This is a genomic window from Paenibacillus sp. FSL P2-0089 (assembly GCF_038595095.1).
Classification (GTDB): Bacteria; Bacillota; Bacilli; order Paenibacillales; family Paenibacillaceae; genus Paenibacillus_AQ; species Paenibacillus_AQ silagei.
This window is the reverse complement of the sequence record NZ_CP152006.1, coordinates 1,255,022-1,281,698: the sequence shown is the minus strand read 5'-3', so window position 1 is coordinate 1,281,698 and position 26,677 is coordinate 1,255,022. Positions and strand designations below refer to the sequence as shown.

At 56.6% G+C, this 26,677-nt stretch carries 19 protein-coding genes and 1 pseudogene; 2 read left to right on the top strand and 18 right to left on the bottom strand.

Annotated features, from left to right (window positions below):
- Nucleotides 1-509: 509 nt before the first annotated feature.
- Together NST69_RS05385 and NST69_RS05380 are read right to left on the bottom strand one after the other, a co-directional pair.
- Nucleotides 510-1,175 carry a VWA domain-containing protein gene (locus NST69_RS05385; protein WP_036727950.1) on the bottom strand — a complete coding sequence of 222 codons (666 nt, stop codon included), beginning with the start codon at nucleotides 1,173-1,175 and terminating at the stop codon, nucleotides 510-512.
- Nucleotides 1,176-1,361: 186 nt separating this feature from the next.
- Nucleotides 1,362-1,883, bottom strand: a pseudogene (locus tag NST69_RS05380) (TerD family protein); the annotation flags it as partial.
- Between the two features lie 144 nt (nucleotides 1,884-2,027).
- On the opposite strand from NST69_RS05380, the gene NST69_RS05375 reads away from it, so the two are divergent.
- Nucleotides 2,028-3,383 carry a TerD family protein gene (locus tag NST69_RS05375; protein ID WP_342548698.1) on the top strand — a complete coding sequence of 452 codons (1,356 nt, stop codon included), beginning with the start codon at nucleotides 2,028-2,030 and terminating at the stop codon, nucleotides 3,381-3,383.
- Between the two features lie 83 nt (nucleotides 3,384-3,466).
- Here NST69_RS05375 and NST69_RS05370 read toward each other — a convergent pair whose 3' ends face one another.
- The gene (locus NST69_RS05370; protein ID WP_036727727.1) at nucleotides 3,467-4,423 is read right to left on the bottom strand and encodes an HD domain-containing protein; all 957 of its coding nucleotides are present in this window, start codon (nucleotides 4,421-4,423) and stop codon (nucleotides 3,467-3,469) included.
- Between the two features lie 192 nt (nucleotides 4,424-4,615).
- Nucleotides 4,616-6,937, bottom strand: coding sequence for an FMN-binding protein (locus tag NST69_RS05365; protein ID WP_342548696.1), 2,322 nt, complete (start codon nucleotides 6,935-6,937; stop codon nucleotides 4,616-4,618).
- Between the two features lie 485 nt (nucleotides 6,938-7,422).
- Between NST69_RS05365 and hemH the strand changes: the two genes are divergently transcribed.
- A complete protein-coding gene (gene hemH, locus NST69_RS05360; protein ID WP_036727724.1) occupies nucleotides 7,423-8,448 on the top strand; it encodes a ferrochelatase in 1,026 nt (341 codons plus the stop codon).
- Nucleotides 8,449-8,520: 72 nt separating this feature from the next.
- Here the strand turns inward: hemH and NST69_RS05355 are convergent, their stop codons facing one another.
- The 14 genes from NST69_RS05355 to NST69_RS05290 all read right to left on the bottom strand — a co-directional run bounded on the left by NST69_RS05355 (nucleotide 8,521) and on the right by NST69_RS05290 (nucleotide 26,495).
- Nucleotides 8,521-8,976 (bottom strand): IDEAL domain-containing protein, encoded by a 456-nt coding sequence (locus tag NST69_RS05355; protein ID WP_036727946.1) that lies wholly within the window; start codon nucleotides 8,974-8,976, stop codon nucleotides 8,521-8,523.
- A gap of 803 nt (nucleotides 8,977-9,779) precedes the next feature.
- Nucleotides 9,780-11,588: an adenine deaminase C-terminal domain-containing protein gene (locus NST69_RS05350; protein ID WP_342550085.1), complete on the bottom strand. Its 1,809-nt coding sequence runs from the start codon at nucleotides 11,586-11,588 to the stop codon at nucleotides 9,780-9,782.
- A gap of 95 nt (nucleotides 11,589-11,683) precedes the next feature.
- A complete protein-coding gene (locus tag NST69_RS05345) occupies nucleotides 11,684-12,916 on the bottom strand; it encodes an alanine--glyoxylate aminotransferase family protein (RefSeq protein ID WP_342548695.1) in 1,233 nt (410 codons plus the stop codon).
- A gap of 102 nt (nucleotides 12,917-13,018) precedes the next feature.
- Nucleotides 13,019-14,413, bottom strand: coding sequence for a Zn-dependent hydrolase (locus tag NST69_RS05340; RefSeq protein ID WP_342548694.1), 1,395 nt, complete (start codon nucleotides 14,411-14,413; stop codon nucleotides 13,019-13,021).
- Complete coding sequence (allB, locus tag NST69_RS05335) at nucleotides 14,377-15,774, bottom strand: allantoinase AllB (RefSeq protein ID WP_342548693.1); 1,398 nt, start codon at nucleotides 15,772-15,774, stop codon at nucleotides 14,377-14,379. Before allB ends, NST69_RS05340 begins: the two co-directional genes overlap by 37 nt.
- A 62-nt stretch (nucleotides 15,775-15,836) precedes the next feature.
- Nucleotides 15,837-16,235 carry a hydroxyisourate hydrolase gene (gene uraH, locus NST69_RS05330; protein ID WP_339254416.1) on the bottom strand — a complete coding sequence of 133 codons (399 nt, stop codon included), beginning with the start codon at nucleotides 16,233-16,235 and terminating at the stop codon, nucleotides 15,837-15,839.
- A 38-nt stretch (nucleotides 16,236-16,273) separates the two neighbouring features.
- Complete coding sequence (uraD, locus tag NST69_RS05325) at nucleotides 16,274-16,792, bottom strand: 2-oxo-4-hydroxy-4-carboxy-5-ureidoimidazoline decarboxylase (protein ID WP_342548692.1); 519 nt, start codon at nucleotides 16,790-16,792, stop codon at nucleotides 16,274-16,276.
- A gap of 52 nt (nucleotides 16,793-16,844) precedes the next feature.
- Complete coding sequence (locus NST69_RS05320) at nucleotides 16,845-17,774, bottom strand: ABC transporter permease (protein WP_340755980.1); 930 nt, start codon at nucleotides 17,772-17,774, stop codon at nucleotides 16,845-16,847.
- A gap of 30 nt (nucleotides 17,775-17,804) precedes the next feature.
- Nucleotides 17,805-18,920 (bottom strand): ABC transporter permease, encoded by a 1,116-nt coding sequence (locus tag NST69_RS05315; RefSeq protein ID WP_342548690.1) that lies wholly within the window; start codon nucleotides 18,918-18,920, stop codon nucleotides 17,805-17,807.
- On the bottom strand, nucleotides 18,917-20,449 hold the full coding sequence (locus NST69_RS05310; RefSeq protein ID WP_036727711.1) for an ABC transporter ATP-binding protein: 1,533 nt from the start codon (nucleotides 20,447-20,449) through the stop codon (nucleotides 18,917-18,919). Before NST69_RS05310 ends, NST69_RS05315 begins: the two co-directional genes overlap by 4 nt.
- Before the next feature lie 107 nt (nucleotides 20,450-20,556).
- On the bottom strand, nucleotides 20,557-21,732 hold the full coding sequence (locus NST69_RS05305; RefSeq protein ID WP_036727709.1) for a BMP family ABC transporter substrate-binding protein: 1,176 nt from the start codon (nucleotides 21,730-21,732) through the stop codon (nucleotides 20,557-20,559).
- A gap of 214 nt (nucleotides 21,733-21,946) precedes the next feature.
- On the bottom strand, nucleotides 21,947-22,576 hold the full coding sequence (locus NST69_RS05300) for an NTP transferase domain-containing protein (protein ID WP_342548689.1): 630 nt from the start codon (nucleotides 22,574-22,576) through the stop codon (nucleotides 21,947-21,949).
- 44 nt (nucleotides 22,577-22,620) lie between these two features.
- Nucleotides 22,621-24,195: a PucR family transcriptional regulator ligand-binding domain-containing protein gene (locus NST69_RS05295; protein ID WP_342548688.1), complete on the bottom strand. Its 1,575-nt coding sequence runs from the start codon at nucleotides 24,193-24,195 to the stop codon at nucleotides 22,621-22,623.
- A 788-nt stretch (nucleotides 24,196-24,983) separates the two neighbouring features.
- A complete protein-coding gene (locus NST69_RS05290) occupies nucleotides 24,984-26,495 on the bottom strand; it encodes an amidase family protein (RefSeq protein WP_342548686.1) in 1,512 nt (503 codons plus the stop codon).
- Nucleotides 26,496-26,677 lie beyond the last annotated feature (182 nt).

Here is a 26,677-nt window from a genome sequence, read left to right as displayed (position 1 = left end):
GGCGTCCTGCGAGCCGTGGAGGCCGTTACGGCGGGCGATGTGGACTGTTCCGACGGGGCGGTGGGGACCGTTCCGGCGTGACGCCCTAAAGCTCCGCCTGGCCGGGAAATTTTGCACAATCCTGCCCAAAGTACAACATTCCCCTCCTCATTCCGGCCAAAGTCCAACATTGTTGCATAAAAAGCAGGATTTCTCCACCTCCGGACGGTTTGGCGGCACAAATCCTGCATTTCGTACAACAATCCCCCCTAGCACCCAGGTATCTAGGAATCCAAGTTGCAATTAGTACAACATTCCTGGCATCACTGTGCAATCCGTCCACAGTAAGGAGGCAGACATAGCTCAATGTGAAGGCCGCTTAAGAGCGGAGACAGCACGTTTTTCTGCGAATGCTACTATAGAGCAGGGACAGTACGGTTCCCTGCGAATGCTACTATGGAGCAGGGACAGTACGGTTCCCTGTGAATACTGCTACTAAGCCGAGACTTTGCGCTTCCCTGTGAATACTCCTACAGAATACTCTTCGCCTTCGCGGCCTTCAGCCACTGCGGGAATTCATTCAACAGCTGGTCATACAGCTCCTCATCGGATACGTCTTCAATCCGGTCCAGATGGATGAAGCTGGCGTTATCCACCAGTCTGCCGCTCATCGTGTCGAGCTGCTTCAGCACCTCGAAGTCGGAATCGCCGATGCCGACAAACTGCCAGAAGATCGGAAGGGCGGATGCGGCCATAATCACCTTGCGGGTCGGCTTCACTACGCCACCGTCATTGATGAAGATAATGAACACTGGCGTCGTGTCCGGCTCCTCCTTGGTGTATTTTCCGATGACATCCTGCATTACCGGCGGTTCGTTATTGCGCCCGAACTTATGAATTGAATCGTTGTTCATAATATGAGTGAAGACATAGCTGCCAAGCTCCTGCTCGGTAACCGGCGGAAGTCTGCTGAATTCCGTATCATAGACCCACACATCCAGGGAGCCGTTATCATCGAACTTGCTGGCAACCGCAAGGATACGTTCAACCACCTCCTGCACCACCCCTCTGGCATAGAGGCTGCGCATGGAGCCGGTGATGTCCAGCACGATACCCACTCTTGCGGTTACACCGGTGAGCTGTTTTTTGACCAGGGTGAGCTCCACGATCTTTTTGCGCAGATTAATCGAAGACAACACATTCACCGGAGGCTCCGCCTCGGGCTGACGGATTACCTCCGGGGTCTTATTCACCACCTCAGGTGTCTGCTCCATTAGCTCAGATGTTTGCTCCACCACTTCAGGTGTTCGCTCCAATACCTCAGCCGCCGCTGCGGCTTCGTTCCCGGACTCCTGTTCCACCTCAAGCCCGTAGCTTCGGCACAAGGCTGCAAGTCCTCCATTATACCCGCTGCCAATTGCACTGAACTTCCACTCTCCCTGATGGCGGTACAGCTCCCCGGCTACGACAGCTGTCTCCTCTGACAGATCCGCCCCATACTCGAAGCGGTACAGCTCTTGCCCAGTCCTGCGGTCTGCCAGCGTTAGCTGCAAGCCGGACAGATCCTTCATCCGCTGGTTGCGCTGCTCTCCCTCATAGATCGTCAAGGTTACCGCAATGCGGGCATAATGCTGAGGTATTCTCGATAACGAAATGGACAGGTCCGCCCCGTTCCCCCCCTCCGCAGAATGAGCTACTCCCCCCTCCCTCGACACCGGATTTCCGTAAAATATAAAATCCTCATCCCGTTCACACCGGTTCTGATCTGACAATAGAAAGGCTGCCGCATCGACGCCCACTCCGCTATGCTGCGTGTTCCAGCGGAGCTGGATGGATATCTCGTGAGCTTCTCTTCCTTTGGTGATATCGACCTTTTGACCTTTTGACAGCTGCAAGTCTTTCATCTCCTCTTCATAGCAGTCTATTCCAGAAGTTCATAGATAAGGTATACCCCATTGAGGCAGCCTTGCACAACCTGAACAGATTGTATTTCCAGCTTTGCTCCTTTAATATGAGAGGTATTAGATGATAGATAGGGGCTTTACCTGATGAATTTCACTGCGATAGATTTTGAGACTGCCAATTCCGGCCGCTCCAGCGCCTGTGCCCTGGGGCTTGTTCAGGTCCGTGATGGTATCGTTACAGCAGAGCACAACTGGCTGATTGACCCGCAGCAACCGTTCGACGGGATGAATATTGCCATTCATGGAATTACACCCTCTATGGTTAGAGACCAGCCTACTTTCGCCGAGCTGTGGCCCACGGTGGAACCGCTGCTGCAGGGGGAGATTGTGATCGCGCATAATGCCGCCTTCGATATGAGTGTGCTGCGTTACTGCCTGGATGACTACGCTCTGGGCTATCCCGGCTTTCAATATTTATGTACCTACCTGCTCGGCAAAAAAATGCTCCAGGACCTTCCCTCCCATAAGCTGAATGTCATCTCGGCGCATTTCGGCATCCGGCTGAAGCACCATGATGCCCTGGAGGATGCCAGAGCTTCTGCACTGATTCTCCTGAAATTGATGGAGCAGTGGCAGCAGTTCGATCCGCTGCTGTTAGCCGGCAGCCAGGGCTACAAGGCCGGGACGATGTATGACGGCGGGTATACGCCGTTCAAGGCAGCGCCCAAGAAGGCCGCGAAGAAGCCGGCCACCATGAAGAAGGCTGCTGCCAGTCCTGCGGTCGATGTTAGCCCAGGATTGCCGGTGGGCGGAACGGTGGTCGGGCAGTCGCCAGGTGAAGCGCCAGCGGCATCGCCCGGCCAGCTTCCGGCGGAAGCATCGCCAGCCACTGGAGCTGCGGCTGCCCCCCTATTGGTTCGCGGCCAGCGAGTCGATATCGGCGACAAGCTTAGCGCCTCCAGACTCCTTGCCGCTGTGGAGTGGGACGCTCCGGCTTCGCACCTGGAAGTCAGCCAGCCGGAGACCGCTGCCTTCCTGCTCCGGGAGAGCGGACGCTGTGAGCAAGAGCGGGAGCTTATCTTCTCTGGGAATATGGAAGACCCTAGCGGCTCCGTCTTCTGCTCTAAGCCCGCTGCGCACATGGGGCATCTGTATCTTCAGCTGACCAGCCTGCCTGCAGCCATCACGCGGATTGCGCTGGCCTTCACGGTTGCGGAGTTCAGCGGTGACCGGAATCCGGGCCCGGTCTGGAACGCTTCCGTATCACTGATTGATTCCCGGACGGGAGTCAGACTGGCCGTATTCCCCTTAAGCCGGAATGTTATGCCAGGTATGTCCGTTGTTATCGGAGAGTTCTACCGTTATAAGGATAAATGGAGATTCGCTACTATCGGAGAGTTGCTGCCGGGCGGCCTTCCGGCCCTGTGCAGCCACTACGGCCTGGAAGCTGACAGCGTCACGAAGGCACAGGCGGAGTCCGCCGCAGCGGCGGAGGCTTAAGATCCTAAGTAAAGCAATCCCCCCAACCGCAACTACGGGATGGGGGGATTGCTTTATTTTCAGCGATACCAGTGTCTCAATCGTTATATCTTCAGCCGGTAGACGGCCTTATTCTCCAGTCCACGGATGAACGGCGTCCATTCCTCCGTCTCCGGAGTGGTATCAAGGGCGTCCTCCACCATTTGCAGCTTGGCATCCATCGCGTCGATATGATGCAGGGCAACTGCTTCAGCCGTCTGGGGCTGGACCGGGCTTCCCCACTCGCCCAGATTATGATGGGATAAGACCAGATGCTGAAGCGCCATGACCTTCTCAGATTCCAGATCAATGCCGGTGCGGATGGCCGCTTCTGTAATCCAGCTTGAAGCCATCGAGATATGTCCAATCAGCTTTCCGTGCACACTGTAATCCGACACAATGCCGTACTGCGAGATCATCTCTTCCGGCTTGGCGATATCATGGAGGATAATGCCCGCTCTCATCAGATCAGGATTCAGGAACGGACGCTGCTTGCACAGGAAATCCCCAATCTCCAGCATGCGGACCATGTGATAAGCAAGCCCGGCGAAATAGGCATGATGGTGGGTCTTGGCTGCCGGATAATGCATGAGCTTCTCCTCAACCTTCCCTACACAGAAGTTCACAATCGCTGCAATCTCCGGATCGGCAATACTCTCCATCTCGTTCTTAATCGTATGGACCAGGTCCACAGGACGCACCGGGGCCGAGCGGATGAAGTCGGTCAGCGATACGCCGTCGGATTCATTGACCAGTCTTAGCTTGGTGATTTTGACCTGAAGCTTCTCGCGATACGTATGAGCCATCCCCCGGACCTTCACCAGCGCCATCGGGAAAAAAGTCTCCTTATCCGTCACGCTGACGTCCCAGTATTTCGCCGAAATCTGGCCGCTGGCATCACCTAGTACAATATCGAAGTAATCCTTGGGAGGAGTTCCGTTCGTCTGTTTCAGCACCAGTTCTCTAAGCAGATAGAAGCCGGTGAATTCATCCTGCGGGGCTAGCTGTTTGATTAATGTCATTGTGAAGCCTCCTATGACTTACAGGCCTGAGCCTGCTGGGTATATTAGTGTGTATATTAGAGGTTTGACACTCCCTTCCCAAATCCCTTTAAATTACTATACGATTGGCATTCCTATTTATGTCCACACCTGCAAAAAGGGCTGTCCCGGCCATTTGCATGACCCAGGACAACCCTTAGTGAATGGATTCTGTTATTTGCCGGCAGATTCGAGCGCTGCTTTGATCGCTTCTACCGCTTTGGCAGAGATGGCTTTCTGGGCATCATTCGCTCCGAAGGCTGCTGCACGGTACCCGTACTTATGCAGTCCTTTGCCGTTCGAGGTATTCTCGATCTCGTATTTCACCAGCAGCTCATCATCCGTCAGATTATATCTTACCTTACCTTTATCATCCAGGTAGTACACAGCCATAGTTACAGGCACATTATACTTAGTAGTAACCATGACATTTACAGTCTTATCCACACTGGCACCGATGAAAATGCCATCGAAATACGCGGCCTTATCCGTTTCCGTAACTTCCGCTTTACCATAAGCTCTGTCAACGGCTGCCTTCAGCGCATTGCTGCTGCTGGTAGCGCCGGATACGGCATCCACATCCTGAGCGCCTTCTCTTGTGCCTGCAGCCAGGAAGCTGGCGGTTAGCACCGGAATAGCTTTTTGCACCTCAGCATAAGCGGATTTACCCAGATCCACCATGTTCATGCCTACACGGGAAAGGGCCACATTTACGATCTTGCCGTTACGCAGTGTAACATCTGCTTTGTTCGTGCCTTTGTCATAAGCATCACCATAAGCGGTGAAAGTGCCGTCTTTATAAGTGCCTTGTACCTTGGACGCATTGGTCAAAGCATCCGTCAGTGCTGCCTTCGCTGCAGCCGACAGAGCTTCCTGTCCGGCGATATCTGGAGCCTGCACGCCGCTTGCGAGCAGTCCTGCGGTCAGCTTGTCGACCAGTGATTTCTGTTCTTCGCTCCGCTTGTCGTCTGCAATCAGCTTACCGTCTGCGCCGAACAGGCTCAGCTTGATGCCCGTTACCTGATCCGCATCGATATCAACCAGCAGCATAACCTTGGACTGATTATCCACACCGGCAAATTTACCATCGAAGGTTTGACCTTCACCCGGAGTCTTCAAGGCTTTCTCAAAAGCGCGCTCTACGGCCTGGTTCCAGCCATGGCTGCTCTCCGTAGCGCCGGAGATTCCATCTACCTTCTCATTATAGTTAGCGATATAAGATCCGTTAGCCAGCAGTTTGGCGGTCATCGGAGCATTCGCCTTCACAACTTCCGCATAAGCGGTTGCCCCTCTGTCGATCAGGTTACTGCCCAGTCTGAACAACTTCACATCTACCAGCTTACCGTTACGGATCACAACATCCGCTCTCTCCACGCCCACACTTCTTGCTGTACCGTAGGAAGAGTAGAATCCGTCAACATAAGCAGCCTTGTTGTTGATGCTGGCATTCTGTTCGGCATCCCAGAAGGCGTTCACTGCGGCTTTGGTCTCTGCCTCGAAGCCGGCTACCGGCTGCGCACTAGCACCTTTGGCAAGCAGTGCAGGAGTGATTGCTGCAATCGCTGCGGTCTGTTCAGCCGTATATGTCTTCTCATCCACGAAATCTCCGGTAGCGCTCAGCGGATACATTTTCACCGCAGTCAGCTTGTTTGCTTCATAGGTAGCAAACACTGCATATTTGGCCTCAGGGTCTACGCCCATATGGACTCCGTTAAAATAAGTGGCATCAGCCGCTTGGTGCGCAAGCGATCGCTCAAAAGCTCTGTCTACAGACAGCTTCCAGCCATTGCTCGTACGGGTTGCACCGGATACAGCGTCAACCGCAGCCGCGCCGTCTCTGGTTTTACCCATCAGTCTGTCTTTCATCAGGCCATAGGCTGCCCACACGCCGCTGTAATTCTCACGGGCATTGCGGTCGATGATCTTCGGGCTGGTTCTGAGCAGCTCGATATCGGCGATCTTGCCGTCTTTGATCGTTACCTTTGCACCCTCTGTGCCTTTGGAATACGCATCTCCATAGGCAACATATACTCCATCCTGATATACATCCTCGTGTACAGTAACTGGAGCTGCTGTTGCTGCCGGCTTAGCAGTTACCGCTGGCTTCGCTGAAGCCTTGGCAGATGCTTCCGGTGCAGTGGTTGCTGCCGGCTTAGCGGTTGCTTTAGCCGTTGCTGCCGGTGCAGCTGTCGCCTTAGGAGTGGCTGCCGGTTTGGCTGTTGCCTTCGGGGTTGCCGCCGGTTTGGCTGTTGCCTTCGGAGTTGCCGCCGGTTTGGCTGTTGCCTTCGGAGTTGCCGCCGGTTTGGCTGTTGCCTTCGGAGTGGCTGCCGGTTTGGCTGTTGCCTTCGGAGCTGGTTTAGCAGTCGCTGCCGGCGCTTCTTCCGATGCTGCTGAAACCGCATCCACCTTCAGGTTCAAGGCCGGTGCGTTAATCGTGTAGGCTAATGGCGCGAGCAGCAAGGCTGCGCTTACAGTCAAAGAAATTAATTTTTTCAAATGCGTATTCTCCTTTATTATTCCCCAGTAGTATGTAGCGTTTTCAAACCGTCTTGTTCCGTATCATTTCCTTCTGATTACGAAGAGCAGCCAACTCTTCCTGAACGTCACCCACTCCTTCCTTCATTCCTGCTCGGCCCAGCCCGTGTAAGAAAAGATTCATCTATATATACAATCTTTCAAAAGGTGAAACAATTCACATAATGGAGTGAATTAATTCACATAAGTGGACTTCAAGCTGCTGGTGAATATTTCTGGCTTGATGGTAACAAAATTGAAACTCTTTTCTCTGTGTAGAAAATCACATACCCTATAAGAAACATCACTTTTTTGCAATAGCACAAAATATATACTCCTCCGAACTCTCATAATATCCCATATCCTCCTTCATATGATAACGGTGAGATATATTATATTGTGTGATTGGGCTTGAATATGATATTTTAAAACGATGTCATGTTCATGGAAGGGAGTAACAGCTGCTGATGAATCAGTCGTGTATAGGCGTTATTCTTGCTCAGATCGGAACCCCTGACGCCCCGAGCGCCAAGGCGGTCCGTCCTTATCTGAAGCGGTTTCTGTCTGACCGCAGAATCATTGATTATCATCCGCTGCTCTGGCAGCCGCTGCTGCGCGGCATTATTCTGCGTACCCGTCCGCGCCGGTCCGCGAAGCTCTATCAGGAGATCTGGATGGAAGAGGGATCACCGCTGCTCGTCCATTCCAGAGCTCAGCAGGCAGCGCTCCAGGCACTGCTGGGCAGCAGTTATCAAGTCGAGCTGGGGCTTGCTTACAGCACACCCGGCATGGCCGAAGCCTTCCGCAAGCTGGAAGCTTCGGGAGTGACCCGTATCATAGTTCTTCCGTTATTTCCCCAGTATTCCTCAACAACAACAGCTTCCGTCTATGAAGCTGCAAGCTTCGCCGCTCTGGGACGGCATAGCCGCTACGGGCAGGTATCCAAGCGTTTCGTACCGGCGCTGCGGTTCGTAGAAGCCTACCATGATGCCCCCGGCTACATAGCAGCAATGCAATCCTTATTGCAGCGGCAGATCCGCGCGATGAGTGAAGAGCCGGATTATTATGTCCTGTCCTTCCATGGCATTCCCCGCCGTTATGCCGAGACCGGAGACCCCTACCCGCAGCAGTGCCAGGAGACAGGCCGTCTGCTCGCAGAAGCGATGGGCTGGACCCCGGAACGGTGGCAGCTCTCCTTCCAGTCCCGTTTCGGGCCGGAGACCTGGGTAGGGCCGTCGACTGCGGACACGCTGAAGGAGCTTCACGGACGCGGAATCCGGCGGCCGCTGATTTTCTCACCCGGACTTGTCACAGACTGCCTCGAAACACTGCATGAGTTGGCCGTAGAAGGCCGGGAGCTTTTCGCCATGGGCGGCGGGAACGCTGAGATGCTGGAGGTGGCCCCTTGCCTGAACGATACGGAGGAATGGATCAGCTTCCTTGCGGAACGGGTAGACTGCTCGGCCCAGGGTTGGCTGTCTTCCGCCGAATGAAGATAACAAGAACGCCCGGTCTCACGGATGCCATCATCCTGTGAGCCGGGCGTTTTATTTTAAATAGTACGATTACTGAACCGTGAGCTGTTTATATTTGGCAGTCAGTTCCTCGAACCACTGCTTATCCTGCAAAGTCAGGGCAAAATCAATCAATTCGGCAATTTCATCAGGCTGCAGATCCGGTGAATCCTTGAAGCTGATCTCAGCCGAAGCCGCCGCATTCCCCTCCGAGCCCTCCGCAAAATCATAGGAGAACATCAGCTTGATGTCACTTTCCAGAAACTCATTACGCAGGAAGTAGAGCACCTCACACATCAGAACAGGTCTGACATGGTTCTCGAACACACAATCCATAACCTTAGCCCAATAATGCTGGTTGCTGAGATGCAGCTTATCATTGGTCAGCAGGTATTGCTCACCCTGATAATCATTGACAAATTTCAGTTCAACCGGCTCCATTTTAAAAATACCGGCAATTTGCTTCCTGGTGATATTCAAGATGTCCTGTGTTTCTAATCTCAACATTCTCATGCACCCCGTTCCTCAGGTTTGGACGATCTGTATATGCTGAATTTTCATGATTCGACAATAATTTTAACTAATTTAAAAGTATTATCGTCTTTTCCGCCCCTATTGTTAATGCTTTTTCATTAAAAACTTAAAATTTTCTGTTTCACGCTGCGAAAAATCGGTTAATTATTATCTTTTTTATGCCCACAAACGAAGGACAAAGCGGTGCAGGATATGGAGTATGAATTACGGCGGCGCTTAGGAGCACGCTCCGCTGTTTAAGAGTGGGAGTATCAAACCCTAATACAAGTGCACTTCTGCTCTTTACTTACGTTCGCCCACCTCCGGCGAGTTTAGGTGAACTATACGTGGATCCAATGTTGTCTCTTCCTTTCCTGGCGGTGCTCCGCCTATCTCTTGCCAATTCTAAGCGTTTTCTCTCACGGACCGATTGTATGGATAGCATTGTTGCACATCTTGCAGGAATTCTCTACAAATGTTACTGGCTGCGGTACAATGTTGCATTATTTGCACAAATTTCGGTGTTTAGAGCAAGTTAGCGCTGGCTTTGTTGCATTTGTTGCAGGATTTCAGCATCAGCCGCTTCCATGGGGTAGTATTGTTGCACTTCTTGCAGGATTTCTCTATAAATGTTATTGGCTGTGGAGCATGGAGCCATACGTCATCGCAGCAGCACCGATTGTATTCGGTTTTTCGCATAATTTCCTAAACAACAAAAAGCCACCCAGTCTGTGAAAGACTGAATGGCTCAAGATTAGAATACTAGTATATCTTCCCCGGCAGGATGTCCCGCTGCCTTAGCTGACGAACAACGGTACCAGCTGAATTCCCTCTTCGGGGGAGATCCGCACCAGGCCTTTATCGGAAATCCGCAGTGCGGGGATAACCGCCAGGGCCAGCAGAGACAGGGTCATAAAAGCATAGTTCAGCGTACAGCCCGCATCATAAAGCGCTTTGCTGATGGCAGCGGATTGCGCGGCGGCAATCTCAAAGGGCTCTGCGGACATCAGTCCGGCAATCGCCAGCGGGAACATGGTGGTTCCGGCAGCGGTAATCACCGCAACACCACCCTGCGCTTCCGCAACGGCGGCTGCTGCCTGCGCCATCAGTCCATCATCATTGCCGATGACCAGCACATTATGGCTGTCGTGAGCTACGGTCATCGCTATGGCCGCAGGCTCGCGGAAGCCAATGCCCTGCACAACCCCTACGGATTTGTTGCCGGTTCCCTTGTGCCGCTCCAGAACAGCGATTTTGCACAGACCGCCCTGCACAACCAGCTCCGATCCAGCCACAGGCAGGCTCATGATCAGCTCGCCGGTCTCCACGTGGTTCTGGGTGGCCTGGATAACCCGCGTAGCCAGAACACCTTCCTCAATGGGCGCGTGGATCACGAAGTCTGCGGGAACCGGAGGCTGCTGCAGATGCACAGAGGCCAGTACTTCATCCGGGTAGGTGTAAGGAATCAGCTCAGCCGTCACGCTGCCGTTCTCAGCCACAACAACGCCAGCTGCGATCGTCATGACCACATGAACATCGGCCAGATTACCGTCCAGCAGAATGATATCTGCGCAGGAGCCCGGCGTGATGGAGCCGATATCGCGGGCTACGCCGAAGCGCTCGGCTGTGTTGATCGTTGCCATCTGAAAAGCCGTGACTGGCTTCACCCCCTGGGAGATCGCATGGCGCACGACAAAATCCATATGCCCCTCATCGCGCAGCGATTCGGAGCTGCGGTCATCTGTCACCAGCATCATCCGGCGCGGGTCCAGCCCGTGCTCGGTATGCGCCGTGATGGTTTTGGCGACATCATGCCAGGCAGAGCCGCGGCGCATTTTGGCATACATCCCCAGACGTACGCGTTCGATCACATCCTCCGCTGTCACACACTCATGATCCCCAGTCACCCCTGCTGCGGCATAGACCGGAAGTCTCCAGTCACTCGCTGGCCAGGTGAAATGCCCGTCAACATACCGTCCCGCACGCAGCGTGGCCTGGATCTCTCCGATCATCTTCTCATCGCCGTAGACTACACCCGGGAAGTTCATGACTTCGCCGAGCGCGATCACATCCTCGCCCCAGGTGTAGGCTTCCGCTACTTCCTCCGGTCCGATGGACGCGCCGGTTGTCTCAAATTCTGCGCCCGCAGAAGGGACACAGGAAGCCACCTGCATATAGGCAGCCAGCGGTGTTCCCCGCATCTCGTCCAGCATCAGCTTAATTCCCTTTAGCCCGAATACATTGGCTATCTCATGGGCGTCGAAGAAGCCTCCGGTCGTCCCCAGCGGCAATACAGCGCGGGCGAATTCAGTCACCGTCAATTGAGTGCTCTCGATATGGCAGTGTCCGTCAATCAGGCCGGGAGCAATGTATCTTCCTGCCGCATCAATAACCTGCGTTCTCTCCCCAATCGTATGAGAGACATCCTTGCCGACGTAAGCAATGCGCCCGCCCTGTACAGCGACGGACATGCCGTCCAGAATCTCCCCGGAGCATACATTGACCAGCTTGCCGCCTGTAATGACCAGTGTAGCCTTCTGATCTCCGCGGGCTGTAGCTACCAGCTCAGGCACGCAGTCGGCCAATGGTTGTCGTGTATAAGTCATCATGTGCACTCCCTTCCGGTTATCTATTTAGAAAAAACGGCCCTGACGCCCCTCAAGGGGCGCAAGCCGTCACTTAAACAAATCGCATTGTATGATTATCTTACTTTTGAATCATATACGTCAAGTGCCGCCTGAACGCCCTGTCCGGCAGGTACCGCGTACCCGTGGCGGATAAGCACCGCCTCCAGCGCACCAAGCAGACGCAGCACATTATTCTCCCGGCAGCTGAAGCCCATGGTACCGATCCGCCAGATCTGGCCTTGTAACGGTCCAAAGGAGCTGGCGATCTCAATACCGAAACGCTGCAGCAGCATGGAACGGACGGCTTCCCCGTCTATTCCCGCCGGAATGAGCACACAGGTGACTACCGTCAGCTTGCTCTCCGCCTCCCCGTACAGCGCAAGCCCCATAGCTGACAGTCCGGCAGTAAGGGCTTGCTCATTGAATCTGTGCCGGGCATGCCGCGCTTCCAGCCCTTCCTCCAGGACCAGCCGCAGGCCTTCACGCAGAGCATAGAGCATAGAGGTCATCTCCGTATGGTGATTGAGCCGCCGGGGACTCCAGTAATCCTGCAGCATACTCAGGTCGAGGTAATTACTGCGCACTACGGGCAGCTCGCTGACAGCAGCGGCGTCAGTTCTAAGTCCACGCTCAACCTGCTTGCGCCTGAGCAGCTTGGCCTCGGCCCGGTCATTATACGTCACCGGGGCCATGCCCGAAGGGATGGACAGGCATTTCTGCGTTCCGCCGACCACGGCATCCAGCATCCAGGCATCTGTCTCTACCGGCACCCCGCCGATCGTCGCCACCGCGTCTACAATCAGCAGCGCATCCTGCTCCCGGCAGGCCTGCCCGATCCCGTCCAGCGGCTGCACACGGCCTGTAGAGGTCTCACCGTGAACGATCGCCACCACATCCGGCTTGAAGCTCCGTATAGCCGCAATTACCTCTTCCGGCGGAAAGACACGGCCCCAAGTCTGTTCAATCGTGAGCACTTCAGCGCCGCAGCGCTCAGCAATCTCATGGAGCAAATGGCCGAAACGGCCAAAGACCGGAACCAGCACCCGGTCCCCCGGCGCAATCAGGCTGACCATCACCGCTTCAATGCCGGAACGCGAAGTCCCGTCTACCGGATACGCCCACTGATTCTTGGTGGCGAACAGCTCACGCAGCATCTCCATCGTCTCATTCATGATCTCTGTGAATTCAGGATCGAACTGTCCCAGCACCGGATAAGACATCGCCCGCAGCACACGCGGATCAACCTCCACGGGGCCGGGGGTCATAATGCACCGCAAGGACGGCGACAAATCTTCGTACCGCTTCATGATTCTCTCCCCTCCAGACTTCCAATGATCAGATCTCGCGATTTATAGCGAAATTAAAATTACAACTCGAAGCTTGGTCGTCGCTGCGGTGAACAGTGTCTCTTATTCGTAAGCTAATCTATATAATATGGCTGTCAGCACTTCCAGGCCAGCAGCGAGTTCCTCCGGGGAGGAATACTCCCCGGGGGAATGGCTGATCCCGCCCCGGCTCGGCACGAAGATCATCGCAGCCGGGCAGCGCGGGGCGAACAGCTGGGCGTCATGCCCCGCACCGCTGACCATGCTCAGAAAAGGCTTCTCCTGCTGGAGACAGATCTCTTCAAGAGCCGCGCGCAGCTCCTGGTCCATAGGAGCAGGGGCTGTCTCCAGCAGCATCTGTACCTCAAGCGTAAGGCCGCGCCTGCGGCCAAGCTCTGCGAACTCCGCCAGGACCGCTGCGCAGAAGCGCTCCAGCACCCCAGCTTCGCTATGCCGGATATCCAGCGTGAACTGCACTTCGCCGGGAATCACATTGGATGTACCCGGATAGACCTCTAGCCGTCCCGTTGTGGCTACCAGCGGGTCACCCTCAGCCAGCGCGGACCGCTCCAGTGCCAGCAGCATCTCCGCACTCCCGGCGAGTGCATCCTGTCTTAACCCCATCGGCGTAGTCCCTGCATGATTGGCCGTCCCGCCGACCTTGACAAGATACCGCCGCTGTCCGGCGATGGCTTGCACGACCCCGATTCTCCGGGACGTCCGTTCCAGAATAATCCCCTGTTCAATATGCAGCTCGACATATGCGGCAATATCACTGCGCACAGGACTATTATTTCGCCAGAAGCTTCCCTCCAGACCTGCCATAGATTCAACTTCTGACCCCTCACTCCCACATCCGGCACTCCTACTTCCGCCACTCTGCTCCAGACCCGCCGCAGCTTCAGCAGCCAACCCTTCATCCCCTGCCAGGCCACAGGCCGCCATCGCTGCCCCCAGCGTGATCCCATCCGCATCTGTGCAGTCTATACATTCCTTCCCGCTATACAGCCCGGTCACATTCCCCGAGCCCCAGAACGTCAGCGGAAAGCGGCTGCCCTCTTCCTCGCAGAAGGATACCACCGCAAGCGTCCGCAGCGGCGGACCGAAGGTCTCCAGAAGATAGTGCAGCGCAGTTACAGCTGCCGCTACACCATAAGCACCGTCATACCGCCCGCCGTTCACCACCGTGTCAATATGCGAGCCGGTCAGGATAACCTTGTCGCTTACCTGAGAACCGGCCAGTGTGCCATAGACATTCCCTACCTGATCCATCCTGACCTCAAGCCCGAGCCCGGCCATTCTCTCCTGCAAAAAATGCTGAACCCCTTGCCACTCCGGCGTATACAGCAGCCGGGTAACTCCAGGACCCGGAGCGCTGTAGGCTGCGAGTTCATCCAGCAGCTTCAGCATCTCCCCGGCGGGGACATGCGGGACCGGCGGCTTCATATCCCCGGCTGGCTGTGCCGGATACGCAGCCATTCTCCTCCGCCGCCAGCAATAACGCCTTCCGCGGCAGTATAGACAACATTGCCCCGGCAGATCGTTGCCGTTACCTTGCAGGATAAGGTCATTCCGACATAAGGGCTATGCCGGTGGCGGTACAGCAGATCCTCTGCATGCAGGGTATAGGCCGCATCTGGATCAAGCAGCACCAGATCGGCATCCAGCCCCGGCGTGATGGAGCCCTTGCGCCCCTCCAGCCCGAACCGCCGGGCAGGAAGGCCGGAGATCAGCGCTGAGATCTGCGTAACCGGCAGGCCGCGCACATGAACGCCTTCATGGAACATCAATTCCAGACTGCTCTGTGCTCCCGATATCCCGCCCCAGGCTTCCATGAACGACAGCCCGGGCGCCAGCTTCAATTCAGGCGGACAGGGGGAGTGATCGGAGGCGACCAGATCCACCCGGCCCGCAGCCAGCGCCGCCCACAGCCGGTCCCGTTCACTGCTGCTGCGCAGGGGCGGAGCGCATTTCGCCAGCGCCCCGAGAGTCTCCATGCTGTCTTCATCCAGGATGAGATAATGAGGACAGGTCTCTGCGGTCACATCCAGACCGCGCAGCTTGGCCTCATGAATCAGCTCAAGGGCTGCCGCTGTGCTGATATGGACGAAATGCAGCTTACAGCCGGTCCGCTCACTGTACAGCAGCGCCCTGGCTACAGCCTCCAGCTCGGCTTGCGGAGGACGCGAAGCCGCAAAATCCCTCGCGCTGCTGCGCCCGGCACGGAGTGCCGCCGCCCCCAGCGCCGAGGTTATCGCTTCGCTCTCCGCATGCAGGGCGAGAATCCCGCCGGTTGCGGCGATCCGAAGCATCCCCTGATACAGGGTATCATCGTCCACCTCACGGAACCGGCCCTCGCCTTCACCGCCGGGATTCGAGATGAACGCCTTGAACCCGGTAACACCCGCTGCAGCCAGTCCCTCCAGCTCCTCCAGATTCCCGGGCATTAGGCCGCCCCACAACACATAATCCACCGCCGAGTTCCCGGCTGCGGCCTCCGCCTTCAGCCGGAGCGCCTCCAGATTCACTGTCGGCGGATTCCCGTTCAGCGGCATATCCGCATAACAGGTGCAGCCGCCGGCCGCAAGAGCAGCCGACCCGCTGCGGAACCCCTCCCAGTGACCGAACGCAGGCTCATTGAAGTGAACATGCATGTCGATCATGCCGGGCAGCACATATTGTCCTTCTGCATCCAGAATTCTGGTCCCGGGCGATGCCTGTAAGGCTTCGCCCAGTGCAGCGATTTTGCCATCCTTCACCCCGATCTCAAGCCTGCGGACTTCTTCGGGCAGGACCACCTGTCCGTTCCTGATGATAAGCTCATAACCTTCTTCCTTCATGATAGGCCCACCTCCGGTCTATTGGCTTAAGATTAGATGCAGCGGTACACTGAATTGCCACGTTAACTCCCGCGATAAGTGCTATATCCTCCTGGTGCAACCAGCAGCGGTACATGGTAATGGGCGGATGGGTCCGGCATATTGAAGCGGATCGGAATCTGGTCCAGGAACGGGACTACAGCGCCTGCTCCCTCCTCCTCAGCCTCCGGTTCTCCGGCACCAGCCTGAGCGCCCCGGAAATAATCCCCTGCCATGAACAGCAGCTCATAGCTTCCGGCCTGCATTTCTTCTCCCGCCAGCAGCGGAGCGTCCAGCCTGCCATCCTCATTCGTCACCGCCTCACGCAGCAGCACAGGCCCTCCGGTACTCAGCCGCCAGAGCTGAAGCGACAGGCCCGCAGCAGGCTTGCCCTGTGACAGATCCAGCACATGAGTTGTCAGCCGTCCGTTCCTTCCAGACATTTACGTCACCCTCCTCCTATAATATGCAGTGCCCTGCTCTATTCCGCCCCCAGCAGATCCTCCAGCCGAAAACGAGTAATCCCACTAATCTCCAGCAGCGCCTGTTCCTGCTCCTCTTCAAGCGAACGATCCACACGCTCACCGATGGCGCTAAGGATCTCTTCTTTAGTTTTGCCCCGTACGGCGAAGATGAACGGAAAGCGGAATTTCGCTGTATAGGCGGCGTTCAGCCCGGTGAGCTCCGCGAATTCCTCCGGTGTCAGCCGGTCCAGTCCGGCCCCCTGCTGCTCTGCCGCCGAGAGCGGACTGACCGCAAGCCTTGTCGCCAGATCCGGGTGAGCTCTCAGCAGCGCCAGCACCTGGTCCGGCTCCGCCTGCCGTGCTATCTCCATCATGGCAGCATGCAGCTCCTGCACCGAATCGAACGGACGCCTGCTGCACACCCCCTCAGCTACCCAAGGGGAATGCTCGAAGATGCCGCCGAGCTGCTCCACGAAGTCATTTTTTTCCATCGAGTTCATCTGCTCCAGAGTCAACCGGTCCGCCGGTATAGTCATAGGTCAGCCTCCATCCCTCTAATTTGCATATTGCCGCCCGCGCCCTTCCAGCCTAGAACCGCTGTTCGCGAATATAAGGTGTTCCCAGCGATTCCGGCGTACCGGAGGGCTTGTTGCGGTTGCGGTATCCCAGATACATCAATACGAGAATGGTTACGACGTAAGGAATCATTTTCAGAAAATAAGACGGCACCGCACTCCCCAACAGCTGAATACGGAAGCCCAGCGAGTCGAGTGCTCCGAAGAAGTAGGCGCAGAAGAGAGCGCGCAGCGGATTCCATCTGGCGAAAATCACCAGACCCACGGCGATCCAGCCCCGTCCGGCGGTCAGTCCTTCATTCCAGGTCGGCGCATACGCCAGCACCATATCCGCACCGGCCAGCCCAATCAGCGCCGCTCCTGCAGTAACATAGCAGTAACGGATCAGCTGCACACGAATCCCCATGACGTCCGCAGTAGCCGGATTGTCGCCGACCGCCCGCAGATGCAGCCCCCACGAGGTATGGTGAATCAGCAGATGCAGCACAAGGACGAGCAGAAGACTGAACCAGGTCAGCAGATCCAGCCTTCCAAAAAGCTCCCCGAGCACCGGCACCGGCTTCAGTATCTCCAGATCCAGCTTGGGCAGACTGCCGGGAAGCGGAATGCCGCTGATCGACTTGCCCACATAAGCGCTTAAGCCGCTGCCGAACAGCGTCATAGCCAGACCCGACATCGTCTGATTCGCCCTCAGCGTGACACACAAGAACGAATGGACCATGCCCAGAAGAGCGGTAATGGCTACCGCCGAGAGCAGCGCAAGGATCAGATTCCCGCTGCGGATGTAGACGATACAAGTCGTCACTGCCCCCATCAGCATCAGCCCCTCCGCGCCAAGCTGGATAATCCCGGCCCGTTCGGTCAGAATGCCTCCCAGCGTAGCCAGAAGCAGCGGTGTTCCGGCGGAGATAGCGGCGATTAATAACTGTGTAGTGAAATCCATGAGTGAACTCCCTCCTGTAAGAGAATGCTGTTATGCGCTCCGGCGGATGCGGAACCGGTGAATCATGTCGCCGGCAATCAGGAAGAACAGGATCGCGCCCTGCAGCATTTCCGATATGGACGAAGGCAGTCCGATGGTCTGAACACTATAGCCGCCCACAATCAGGCCGCCGAACAGAATCGAAGTCACAATCAGGCCCAGCGGGTTCAGCTTGGCAAGCCAGGCTACGATAATCGCCGTATAGCCATAGCCCGGAGAGATCCCCTGCATCAGCTTATGCGTAACCCCCGACACTTCAGCCATGCCGGCAATCCCGGCAAGACCGCCGCTGATCAGCATGACGATGATAATATGCTTCTTGATATGGATGCCTGCATAGCGGGCTGCTGTGGGATTGGCGCCGATCAGACGCAGCTCATAGCCCCAGCGGGTGAACCGGATCATCAGATAATAGATCAGCACAGCCACAAGGCCGAAGACCAGCCCGATGTGCAGCCGGGTGCTGCCAAGCACCGGCAGGGACTGGGCGGCCGTGAACATCGGCGAACCCGGAAAGTTGAAGCCCTTCGGGTCCTTCCAGGGGCCGAACACTACATAATCCAGAGCCAGCAGGGCCACGTAGTTCAGCATCAATGAGGTAATCAGCTCATTGACACCGAAATGGGTTCGCGGCACTGCCGTCATCAGACCCCACAAAGCTCCGGCTGCTGTACCGAAAACCAGCATCAGCGTGATGGACCAGAAGGAAGACAGGTCCGGGAAATAGATCGTTACCGCAGTAGCCGCCATAGCGCCTACTGTCAACTGACCCTCTGCCCCGATATTCCACACAGAGATCCGGTAAGCTACAGCAATGCCAAGACCGCAGAGCAGCAGCGGAATAGCCTTGACCATGGTTTCAGTGAAGCCGTAGGAGGTACCGAAGGCTCCCCGGAACATTTTCTCGTAGACGACCAGCGGGCTCATTCCATTAGCGGCGATGAACACCGCACAGAGCAAGAGTGCCAGAACAACGGACAGGATGGGCGTCCACCACGGTGAACGGGTACGGCTTGAATCATATTCCAGCCTGAGGGAGTACCACCTCCCGCTGCGCCCCGCCAGCGGCGTAAGCGTTGCAGATTCATTTCCAGGCTTCGGACTCATACGGCACTTCCCTCCCTGCTCCGGATACCGGCCATCATCAGGCCGATTTGTTCCCGGTCCGCCTGCTCATGATCGCTCTCACCTATAATTGACCCGCCATAGATCACCAGAATACGGTCGGATAACTGCAGCAGCTCATCCAGATCCTCGGAGATTAGCAGCACCCCGCTGCCGGAGCTGCGCAGCTCCATCAGCAGCTCATGCACCCCTGCCGCTGCGCCGACATCCAGCCCTTGCGTTGGATGCACGGCCACCATCAGCTTCGGACGGTGGCTGACCTCGCGGGCGAACAGCAGCTTCTGCTGGTTCCCGCCGGACAATTGCTGCACGGGAGTATCCAGCTCCGGCGTCTTCACATTGAAGCGGCGGACCAGCTCCTGCGACCAGGAGCGGTTTCTCGCCGCCTTCAGGAAGCCGAACCGGGAATGCTCCCCGCTGCGGTAAGACTTGAACAGCAGGTTGTCAACGGACCCCAGCCGTCCGGCCAGACCGCTCTTCATCCGGTTCTCCGGCACATGCGAGATGCCCGAATCGATCGCTCCTCTTACCGAAGCTGTTTTTACAGGACTGCCGTCAAACCGGATCTCGCCCGTCCTCCATGCTCTTAGCCCTGTCAATACCTCCGCCAGCTCCTTCTGCCCGTTGCCCGCGACACCGGCCACGCCCACAATTTCGCCTTCATGAACCGTAAGCGACAGGGCATCCAGCGCCTTGCGGCCATGATCCGCAGCCACCTCCAGATCGCGGACGATCAGCAGCGGCTCTCCAGCCGTCGCCGCGCGCTCCTGACGGCTGATCGTAACCTCCCGGCCCACCATCAGCCGGGCCAGCTCCAGCTCATCCGTCTCGCCCGTCATCAGCGAAGCAATCATTTTCCCCTTGCGCATCACGGAGATCCGGTCCGAGGAGGCCATGACCTCCTTCATTTTATGCGTAGTCATGATCACTGTCTTGCCCGCCTGCTTCATCACCTGAAGGGTCTCGAACAGTTGCTCCGCCTCTCCCGGCGTCAGCACCGAGGTCGGCTCATCCAGAATGATGATATCTGCCCCCCGGTACAGCGTCTTGACAATCTCAACGCGCTGCTGCTCGCCGACAGACAGCTGCCAGATGGGCCGGTCGACGGGAAATTTCAAGCCAAAGCGTTCTCCAAGCGCCTCTATCTCTTCATGCTTATGTCTAATCCATCTGCTGCCGCGCCAGAAAGACGACTTTTCGCCAAGCACGATATTCTCCGCCGCTGTAAGGCTCTGCACCAGTCTGAAGTTCTGAAAAACCATGCCTACACCGAGCAGTGCCGCATCCTTGGGGGAACGGATTCTGGCCGGTTTGCCATGAATGAGAATCTCCCCGGCGTCCGCCCGGTACACTCCTGACAGCATGCTCATGACTGTGCTTTTCCCCGCCCCGTTCTCCCCGAGCAGCGCGTGAATCTCCCCCGCATTTGCCGAAAAATCAACTTGATCGCTGGCCGTTACAGCACCGAATGTCTTCACTATCCCGCGCATTTCAACCGAAGGGTCCTGCATAATACTACGCTCCTTTCCGGGTAGTTATAGTACAGGTGGGGAAGGCTCCGGTATCCGGAACCCGCCCCACCCGTAAGGCTGTGCTGTATGAAGATGTGTAGCAGCTGTTATTGCGGAATCGTGCCCTCGACACCCTTGACCAGCCAGTTCATGCCAAGCACCTCTTCAAGGGTCAGCTTCTGACCGTCCTTAACGGTTACATTACCCTTGTTGTCCGAGATGGGTCCGGTGAAGACCTCCAGCCCGCCACTGATGATTTTGGCCTTGGCGTCCTCCACCAGCTTCTTCACATCCTCGGGAACCTTGTTGCCGAATGGCGCCAGCTCCACCATGCCGTCCGCCATATCGCCGGAATACTGCTCACTTTTCCAGGTTCCGTCCATCACAGACTGTACAGCTTTCACATAATAAGGACCCCAGTTCCATACAGGGTTGGTTAAGTAGTTGTCCGGTGCATACTTGCTCATATCCGAGTCATTCCCCCCGGCAAAAGCTCCCCGTTCCGCCGCAGCCTGAAGGGTAGCCGGTGAATCCTGATACGCCAGCAGGACATCCGCCCCTTTGTCGAGCAGGCTGATGGCCGCCTGACGTTCAGTGGCAGGGTCATACCAGGTATTCGTCCACACCACATCCACCTTAACCGCCGGGTTGACGCTCTGCGCGCCCAGCGTGAAGGCGTTCAGATTATAGATCACCTCGCTGATCGGGAAGGCTCCCACATAGCCGAGATGGTTTTTCTTTGTCATTTTGCCTGCCGCGATCCCCGACAGATAGCTTGCCTGATAGTTTTTGCCGAAGTAGGTTCCCATGTTCTCAGCGGTCTTGTAGCCGGAGGCATGCAGGAACTTCACGTTAGGAAATTTGCCGGCCACATTCAAGGTGAAATCCATATAGCCGAAGCTTGTGGTGAACACGATGTCATGGTTCTGTGCAAGCTCTGTGATGATCCGCTCGGCATCGGCGCTTTCCGGTACATTCTCAACGAAATCCGCCTTGATCCCAAGCTCCTTCTCCATATACAGACGGCCCTGGTCATGCTGATACGTATACCCGCCGTCACCCGGAGGCCCGATATAGACAAAAGCAACCGTCGGCTTCTTCGCTGCCGGCTCTGTCGTTGCCGCCGCCTCGCTGCCTGCCGGTGTACTGGCCGCCGAAGGCTCTGCCGTTGCTGCCGCACCCGTATTAGACGCCGTATTATTCTTCGCGCACCCCGTCAGAACCACCGCCAGCAGGAACATCGTGATGATGCTGAATTTGAATGCCTGACCCCTTTGTTTCATAATTCTCCTCCTCCAGGATATCTCTTCTAATGGCTACAGCCATTAATGTATCTCTACTATACTGAGGCGCAGCACTTACGTAAATTTATATAACATAGCTTTGTGTGGTTGGATAAGAAGAGGGGGCCGATTTTGTGCTTCATGCACGAAGTCATCTCAAATTAAACTTAAAATACTGTGATATTACCTTACATAGCTTTAAAAAATAGCGAATTCACTGTCTATTCCCGCTCCGCACGCTCCATTCTCTGCTGTACTCTCCGAAGCTCTCCGGCAGCCCAGTCTCTGTGAAGGCCTGAACAGACTCTTGCGGCAGGATGAGCCCCTTATACTCCTTGGTCCGCATAATGGCAGCTATCCCCTCTTCATCGTCCAACTCCTGAAGTCCGCTGAACAGCGTGCTTGAGAAAAGGGTAGGCGGCATCAGCAGCCCTTCCTGTGCACTCGTGACATAATCAAGCTCCGGGTGCTGCTCATACGCCTGGATGAACCGGCGGATCTGAGCCGCTGTCACAAACGGCTGATCTGCCGCTGCAATGACCACCGCATCCGGCTGAAGCGAAGCTACAGCATTCAAGCCGCAGCGCAGGGAGAAGGACAGGCCCAAATGGGCCGTCAGGCAAGTCTCAATCCGCCGCATATTCTCCGCCTTCCCGGCCGGCGGCAGCCAGCCTAAAGGATCATCCGCACGCACCACTACAACCAGCGGCGCGAGCCCGCAGGTCTCCAGCTCACTGAGCATCGCCGCACCGGCTGAACCCGCGCCCGCCCTGTTCTGAGAACCTTCAGAGGCCCCTGCTCCATTACTGCGGCCTGCCGCCAAAAAGATTCCGGCCACCTTCATTGTTCTCCACTCCTTTTTTTGGGCAATCTGCTGATGGACGGCTGTTATTCGCGCTCCAGCATTCTGCGGAACAGGAATACCAGCTTCAGCTTCATGAGATCATTGATTTTTTTGAAATCGACATCCAGCAGCTCACTGAGCTTCTCAATCCGGTAAGTGGCCGTATTGCGGTGAATGAACAGCTTCTTGGCCGTCTCGTTCACATGGCCGTCATTCTCCAGGTAGACCTCCAGCGTGTGGAGCATCTCCTTAACATATTCCGGTTCCCGGCTAAGCAGCCCCCGCAGGCTGCCGTTATAGTAACGCTCCATGATCTCCGCCGGAATCTTGCTCAGCAGCAGATCAAGCTCCAGCTGGCGGTAATGCACCACATTTCCGTGTGCGCCCCATTGCCGGGCCATGCCCATACATTCCTTAATCTCGGCAAAAGCTTCCTTCAGCCCCTCCGGCTTCAGCTTCACGCTGCTGACAGCCGCCTGCGGATAATACCCTTTATCGAACTTCAGGCTGTCGAAGCATTCCTGAATCAGCGCCCGGAACTCCTCCGGCTGATGCGGCCCGGCCGGATACAGCGACACCAGTCCCTCCTCCACCAGGAAGTGAACCGCCTGCAGGCCATGCAGCACCGGATGCTCCGAATACTCCTCCTTCAGCCGCAGCAGCTCTGCCTGCCGGGCTTCTCCCGCAGCAGCCACATCGGTAAGCAGCAGTTGATACGGAGACTGGAGCAGCGTAATCTCCAGCCGGAGCGCTGCCTGCGCCAGCTCAGCGTATTTCAGCCCGTCCTTCAGGAACCGCCGCAGCAGCCCGCTGAATTCCCGGTGTCCGGCCTGCTCGAAATAATCCTCCAGTCCGGTATGCATATGATAAGAAATCAGCTCTGCCCCCTGGACGAACAGACTTTCCTCCACCGGCAGCAGCAAGGGATCAATATCGCAATAATGAAGATAACCCAGACATTTCCCGGCCTGTAGCAGCGGAAGCCGGTAGCCGGTGCCTCCGCCGAGCCGTAAGCGCTGATTGCGGGGCGCCCAGGGCCACCCTTCCAATTGCTCACTCTCGGTATATCCCGAGTTGTTGAATACTACCGCCCCCCGGTTGCTGATTACAGCCAGCGGATAACCGATGATCTCAGAGACGGTGTCCAGCAGCGGACGGCTGCGACCGGAACGCAAGGCAAGACGCATCAGCAGCCGCTGCTTCTCCATCATGCTCTGCAGGGTGTCCACGCTGCGCGACAGCTCCGCGCGGAACAAGCCGTTCATCTGGTCGGAGAAGGTGAACTGGAACGGCAGCTCGATCAGCGGGAAATTCAGCTGCTCCGCTTCCGCAATCAAGGGTGGCGGCACAGCCTCCCAGAACCGGCCCAGCTTAATGCCCAGCCCCGCTGACCCGCGCCGGTTCAGCATCTGCAGCAGTGCCGAGGCATCCTCCGGGCTGTCCTTGATCAGATAGGCTGTGGTCAGCAGCATTTCTCCTTCCTTGACCCAATCCGAGATATCGGGAGCATCCATGACATTAATCGATTTCACGATCCTGTGCTTCCCCTTGGACCCGGCAATCAGCTTCGCTTCGGATAAAGGATAAATGGACAACGCTTCTTCCACCGTAAGATGCATAGCCACCCCTCCTTCTCTACCTTCATAATAGGTTTATTCGAGTCATATGTTACTTTATGTAACATTATAGATAAAATGACCGCTGTTGGAAAGAGAAAAGTTAGAATTAGGCTCAACTATGTTAGGTAATATTACACATCGGGCGGCAGTGACTCTCATTTGGTCCCTAGAAGCTGCATAATTGCCACGTATCTTTGCACCGGCCGGATGTATGCTGTTTTTCGCATACATCCGGACCACTCACCCCCGCACCGGCCAAATGTATGCTGTTTTTCACATACATTTGGCCCGCTCACCTCGCATCGGCCCATTGTATGCTGTTTTCCACATACATCCGGACCACTCACCCCCGCACCGGCCAAATGTATGCTGTTTTCCACATACATCCGGACCACTCACCCCCGCACCGGCCAAATGTATGCTGTTTTTCGCATACATCCGGACCACTCACCCCCGCACCGCCCGGATGTATGCTGTTTTTCGCATACATTTGGTCCGCGCCCCTCGCATCGGCCCATTGTATGCTGTTTTCCACATACATCCGGACCGCTCACCCTCGCACCGGTCAAATGTATGCTGTTTTTCACATACATCCGGACCACTCACCCTCGCACCGGCCGGATGTATGCTGTTTTTCGCATACATTTGGTCCGCTCACCTCGCTGCTGGGTATTGTATTCGGTTTTCCGCATACATTTGGCCCACGCACCTCGCGCAACTAGCGGATCTCCTAACGATCAGCAAAAAGCCCTGGTTCTCTACGTTCAGAGAACCAGGGCTATGACTTCCTACTTCCATACCTCCTGTATCCAGGACAGGAGTCTCAGATCTTGTCCGTGCCCGCCGATGACGGACAGTCCCAGCGGCAGTCCGCCGGGGCCGGGCACCGGCAGCGTAACCTGCGGCAGCCCGGCCAGTCCGGCCAGGCAGCTGAGCATCATGGCGCTGCTGCGGCTCCGCTCCAGCTGCCCGGGTCCGGCGCCGCGCAGCGGGGCCGGACCCGGCACGGTCGGAAGGACGAGACAGCCGTCCTTCCCGAGCAGCGCCCGCAGCCGCTGAGTGATCCGGCTGCGCAGCATAGCGGCCGGGCTGTGATCCGCTCCGGCCAGCCCCGCCGCCCAAGCGAACCGGGCGGCAATATCCGGCCCGAAGACCGGCTGCTCCCGCCCGATCCACTCCCCATGGGTTGCCCAGATCTCGGCACCCTGCAGCTCGCGGAAGGCATCCATCCACGTCTTCAAGCCTTCAGGGGCAACCACGGCTTCAGCAGCCTGTAGCGAAGCGCCTGCCTGAAGCTTGTCCAGCCCCCGCCTCAGGTAGTCTGCACAGTCCTGCTCCACAAGCGCCCAGCCTTCCGGGAGAATGAACATCCGGGACATTCGAAGATCACCAGCAGACTCGTCAACCGCCTCACCGCCGCTCTGCTCCATACTATTCTCCATGCTCTGGGCACCTACGCCGCTGTCCGCAGACCCGAGCAAATCGCCCGACTTCTTCCTATTTTCCCCGTCACAGGCAACTACGCCGCTGTCCACAGACCCGGACAGATCGCCCGCCTTCTTCCTACTCTCTTCGCCTTGGGCATCACCATCGCTGTTCGCAGACCTGAGCAGAACGCCCGCCTTCTTCCTATCCCCCTCGCTACAGGCATCACCGCTTCTGTCCGCAGACCCGAGTAGATCGCCCGACTTCTTCCTATTTTCCTCGCACCGGGCATCTCCGCCGCTGTCCACAGCCCCAAGCAGAACGCGCCCCGTCTTCAGCAGCAGCTCCGTGCTTCCAGCGATCCAGCCCACCGTATCAAAAGCCGGGGCCAGCGGAATAACCCCCTCCAGGGATACCGCACCGTGAGTCGGACGATAACCGAATACACCGCAATAAGCGGATGGAACCCGGATAGAGCCGCCTGTATCCGTTCCGAGGGCAAAATCCACGCTCCCCGAGGCCACCGCCACCGCCGACCCGCTGGACGAGCCGCCGGGAATCCGGTTCTCCCCGTACGGATTCACCGGCGTACCGTAATGATAGTTCTCTCCGCCAAGGCTATACATCAGCTCATCCGTATGGGCTGCCCCCCGCAGCGTAGCTCCGGCTTCCAGCAGCTTGCGTACCGCAGCTGCATGGGAGTCCGAAGGTCCATGGCTGCGCAGCCAGTCCGGGTTACCGGCGGAAGAGCGGTGCCCGGCCACTGCGAAGACATCTTTTACCGTGAAGGTCAGGCCGTGCAATACCCCGTGCCCGCTGCCGGGAATCTCCAGCTCCGGGACCCTGAATGCGCCGTGCCGATTATCAAGAACCATGCTGCTCCACCCTCTCCCTCCCGGACAAACCGGGTTACTCTCACCCTGCCTCTTACCTCCTTACCTCCTTAGCTCCCTATCTCCTTGTCTCCTTGTCTCCTTGTCTCCTTGTCTCCCTATCTCCCACTCTCCCATTCCCCTTATCTCCCTATCTCCTTGTCTCCCTATTTCCCTATTTCCCC

Bases quoted from the DNA above. Each gene is read 5' to 3' on its own strand.
- NST69_RS05375 (WP_342548698.1), top strand. From the start codon at position 2,028: ATGAATTTCACTGCGATAGATTTTGAGACTGCCAATTCCGGCCGCTCC.
- NST69_RS05370 (WP_036727727.1), bottom strand. From the start codon at position 4,423: ATGACATTAATCAAACAGCTAGCCCCGCAGGATGAATTCACCGGCTTC.
- hemH (WP_036727724.1), top strand. From the start codon at position 7,423: ATGAATCAGTCGTGTATAGGCGTTATTCTTGCTCAGATCGGAACCCCT.
- NST69_RS05355 (WP_036727946.1), bottom strand. From the start codon at position 8,976: ATGTTGAGATTAGAAACACAGGACATCTTGAATATCACCAGGAAGCAA.
- NST69_RS05350 (WP_342550085.1), bottom strand. From the start codon at position 11,588: ATGACTTATACACGACAACCATTGGCCGACTGCGTGCCTGAGCTGGTA.
- NST69_RS05345 (WP_342548695.1), bottom strand. From the start codon at position 12,916: ATGAAGCGGTACGAAGATTTGTCGCCGTCCTTGCGGTGCATTATGACC.
- NST69_RS05340 (WP_342548694.1), bottom strand. From the start codon at position 14,413: ATGGCTGCGTATCCGGCACAGCCAGCCGGGGATATGAAGCCGCCGGTC.
- allB (WP_342548693.1), bottom strand. From the start codon at position 15,774: ATGAAGGAAGAAGGTTATGAGCTTATCATCAGGAACGGACAGGTGGTC.
- uraH (WP_339254416.1), bottom strand. From the start codon at position 16,235: ATGTCTGGAAGGAACGGACGGCTGACAACTCATGTGCTGGATCTGTCA.
- uraD (WP_342548692.1), bottom strand. From the start codon at position 16,792: ATGACTATACCGGCGGACCGGTTGACTCTGGAGCAGATGAACTCGATG.
- NST69_RS05320 (WP_340755980.1), bottom strand. From the start codon at position 17,774: ATGGATTTCACTACACAGTTATTAATCGCCGCTATCTCCGCCGGAACA.
- NST69_RS05315 (WP_342548690.1), bottom strand. From the start codon at position 18,920: ATGAGTCCGAAGCCTGGAAATGAATCTGCAACGCTTACGCCGCTGGCG.
- NST69_RS05310 (WP_036727711.1), bottom strand. From the start codon at position 20,449: ATGCAGGACCCTTCGGTTGAAATGCGCGGGATAGTGAAGACATTCGGT.
- NST69_RS05305 (WP_036727709.1), bottom strand. From the start codon at position 21,732: ATGAAACAAAGGGGTCAGGCATTCAAATTCAGCATCATCACGATGTTC.
- NST69_RS05300 (WP_342548689.1), bottom strand. From the start codon at position 22,576: ATGAAGGTGGCCGGAATCTTTTTGGCGGCAGGCCGCAGTAATGGAGCA.
- NST69_RS05295 (WP_342548688.1), bottom strand. From the start codon at position 24,195: ATGCATCTTACGGTGGAAGAAGCGTTGTCCATTTATCCTTTATCCGAA.
- NST69_RS05290 (WP_342548686.1), bottom strand. From the start codon at position 26,495: ATGGTTCTTGATAATCGGCACGGCGCATTCAGGGTCCCGGAGCTGGAG.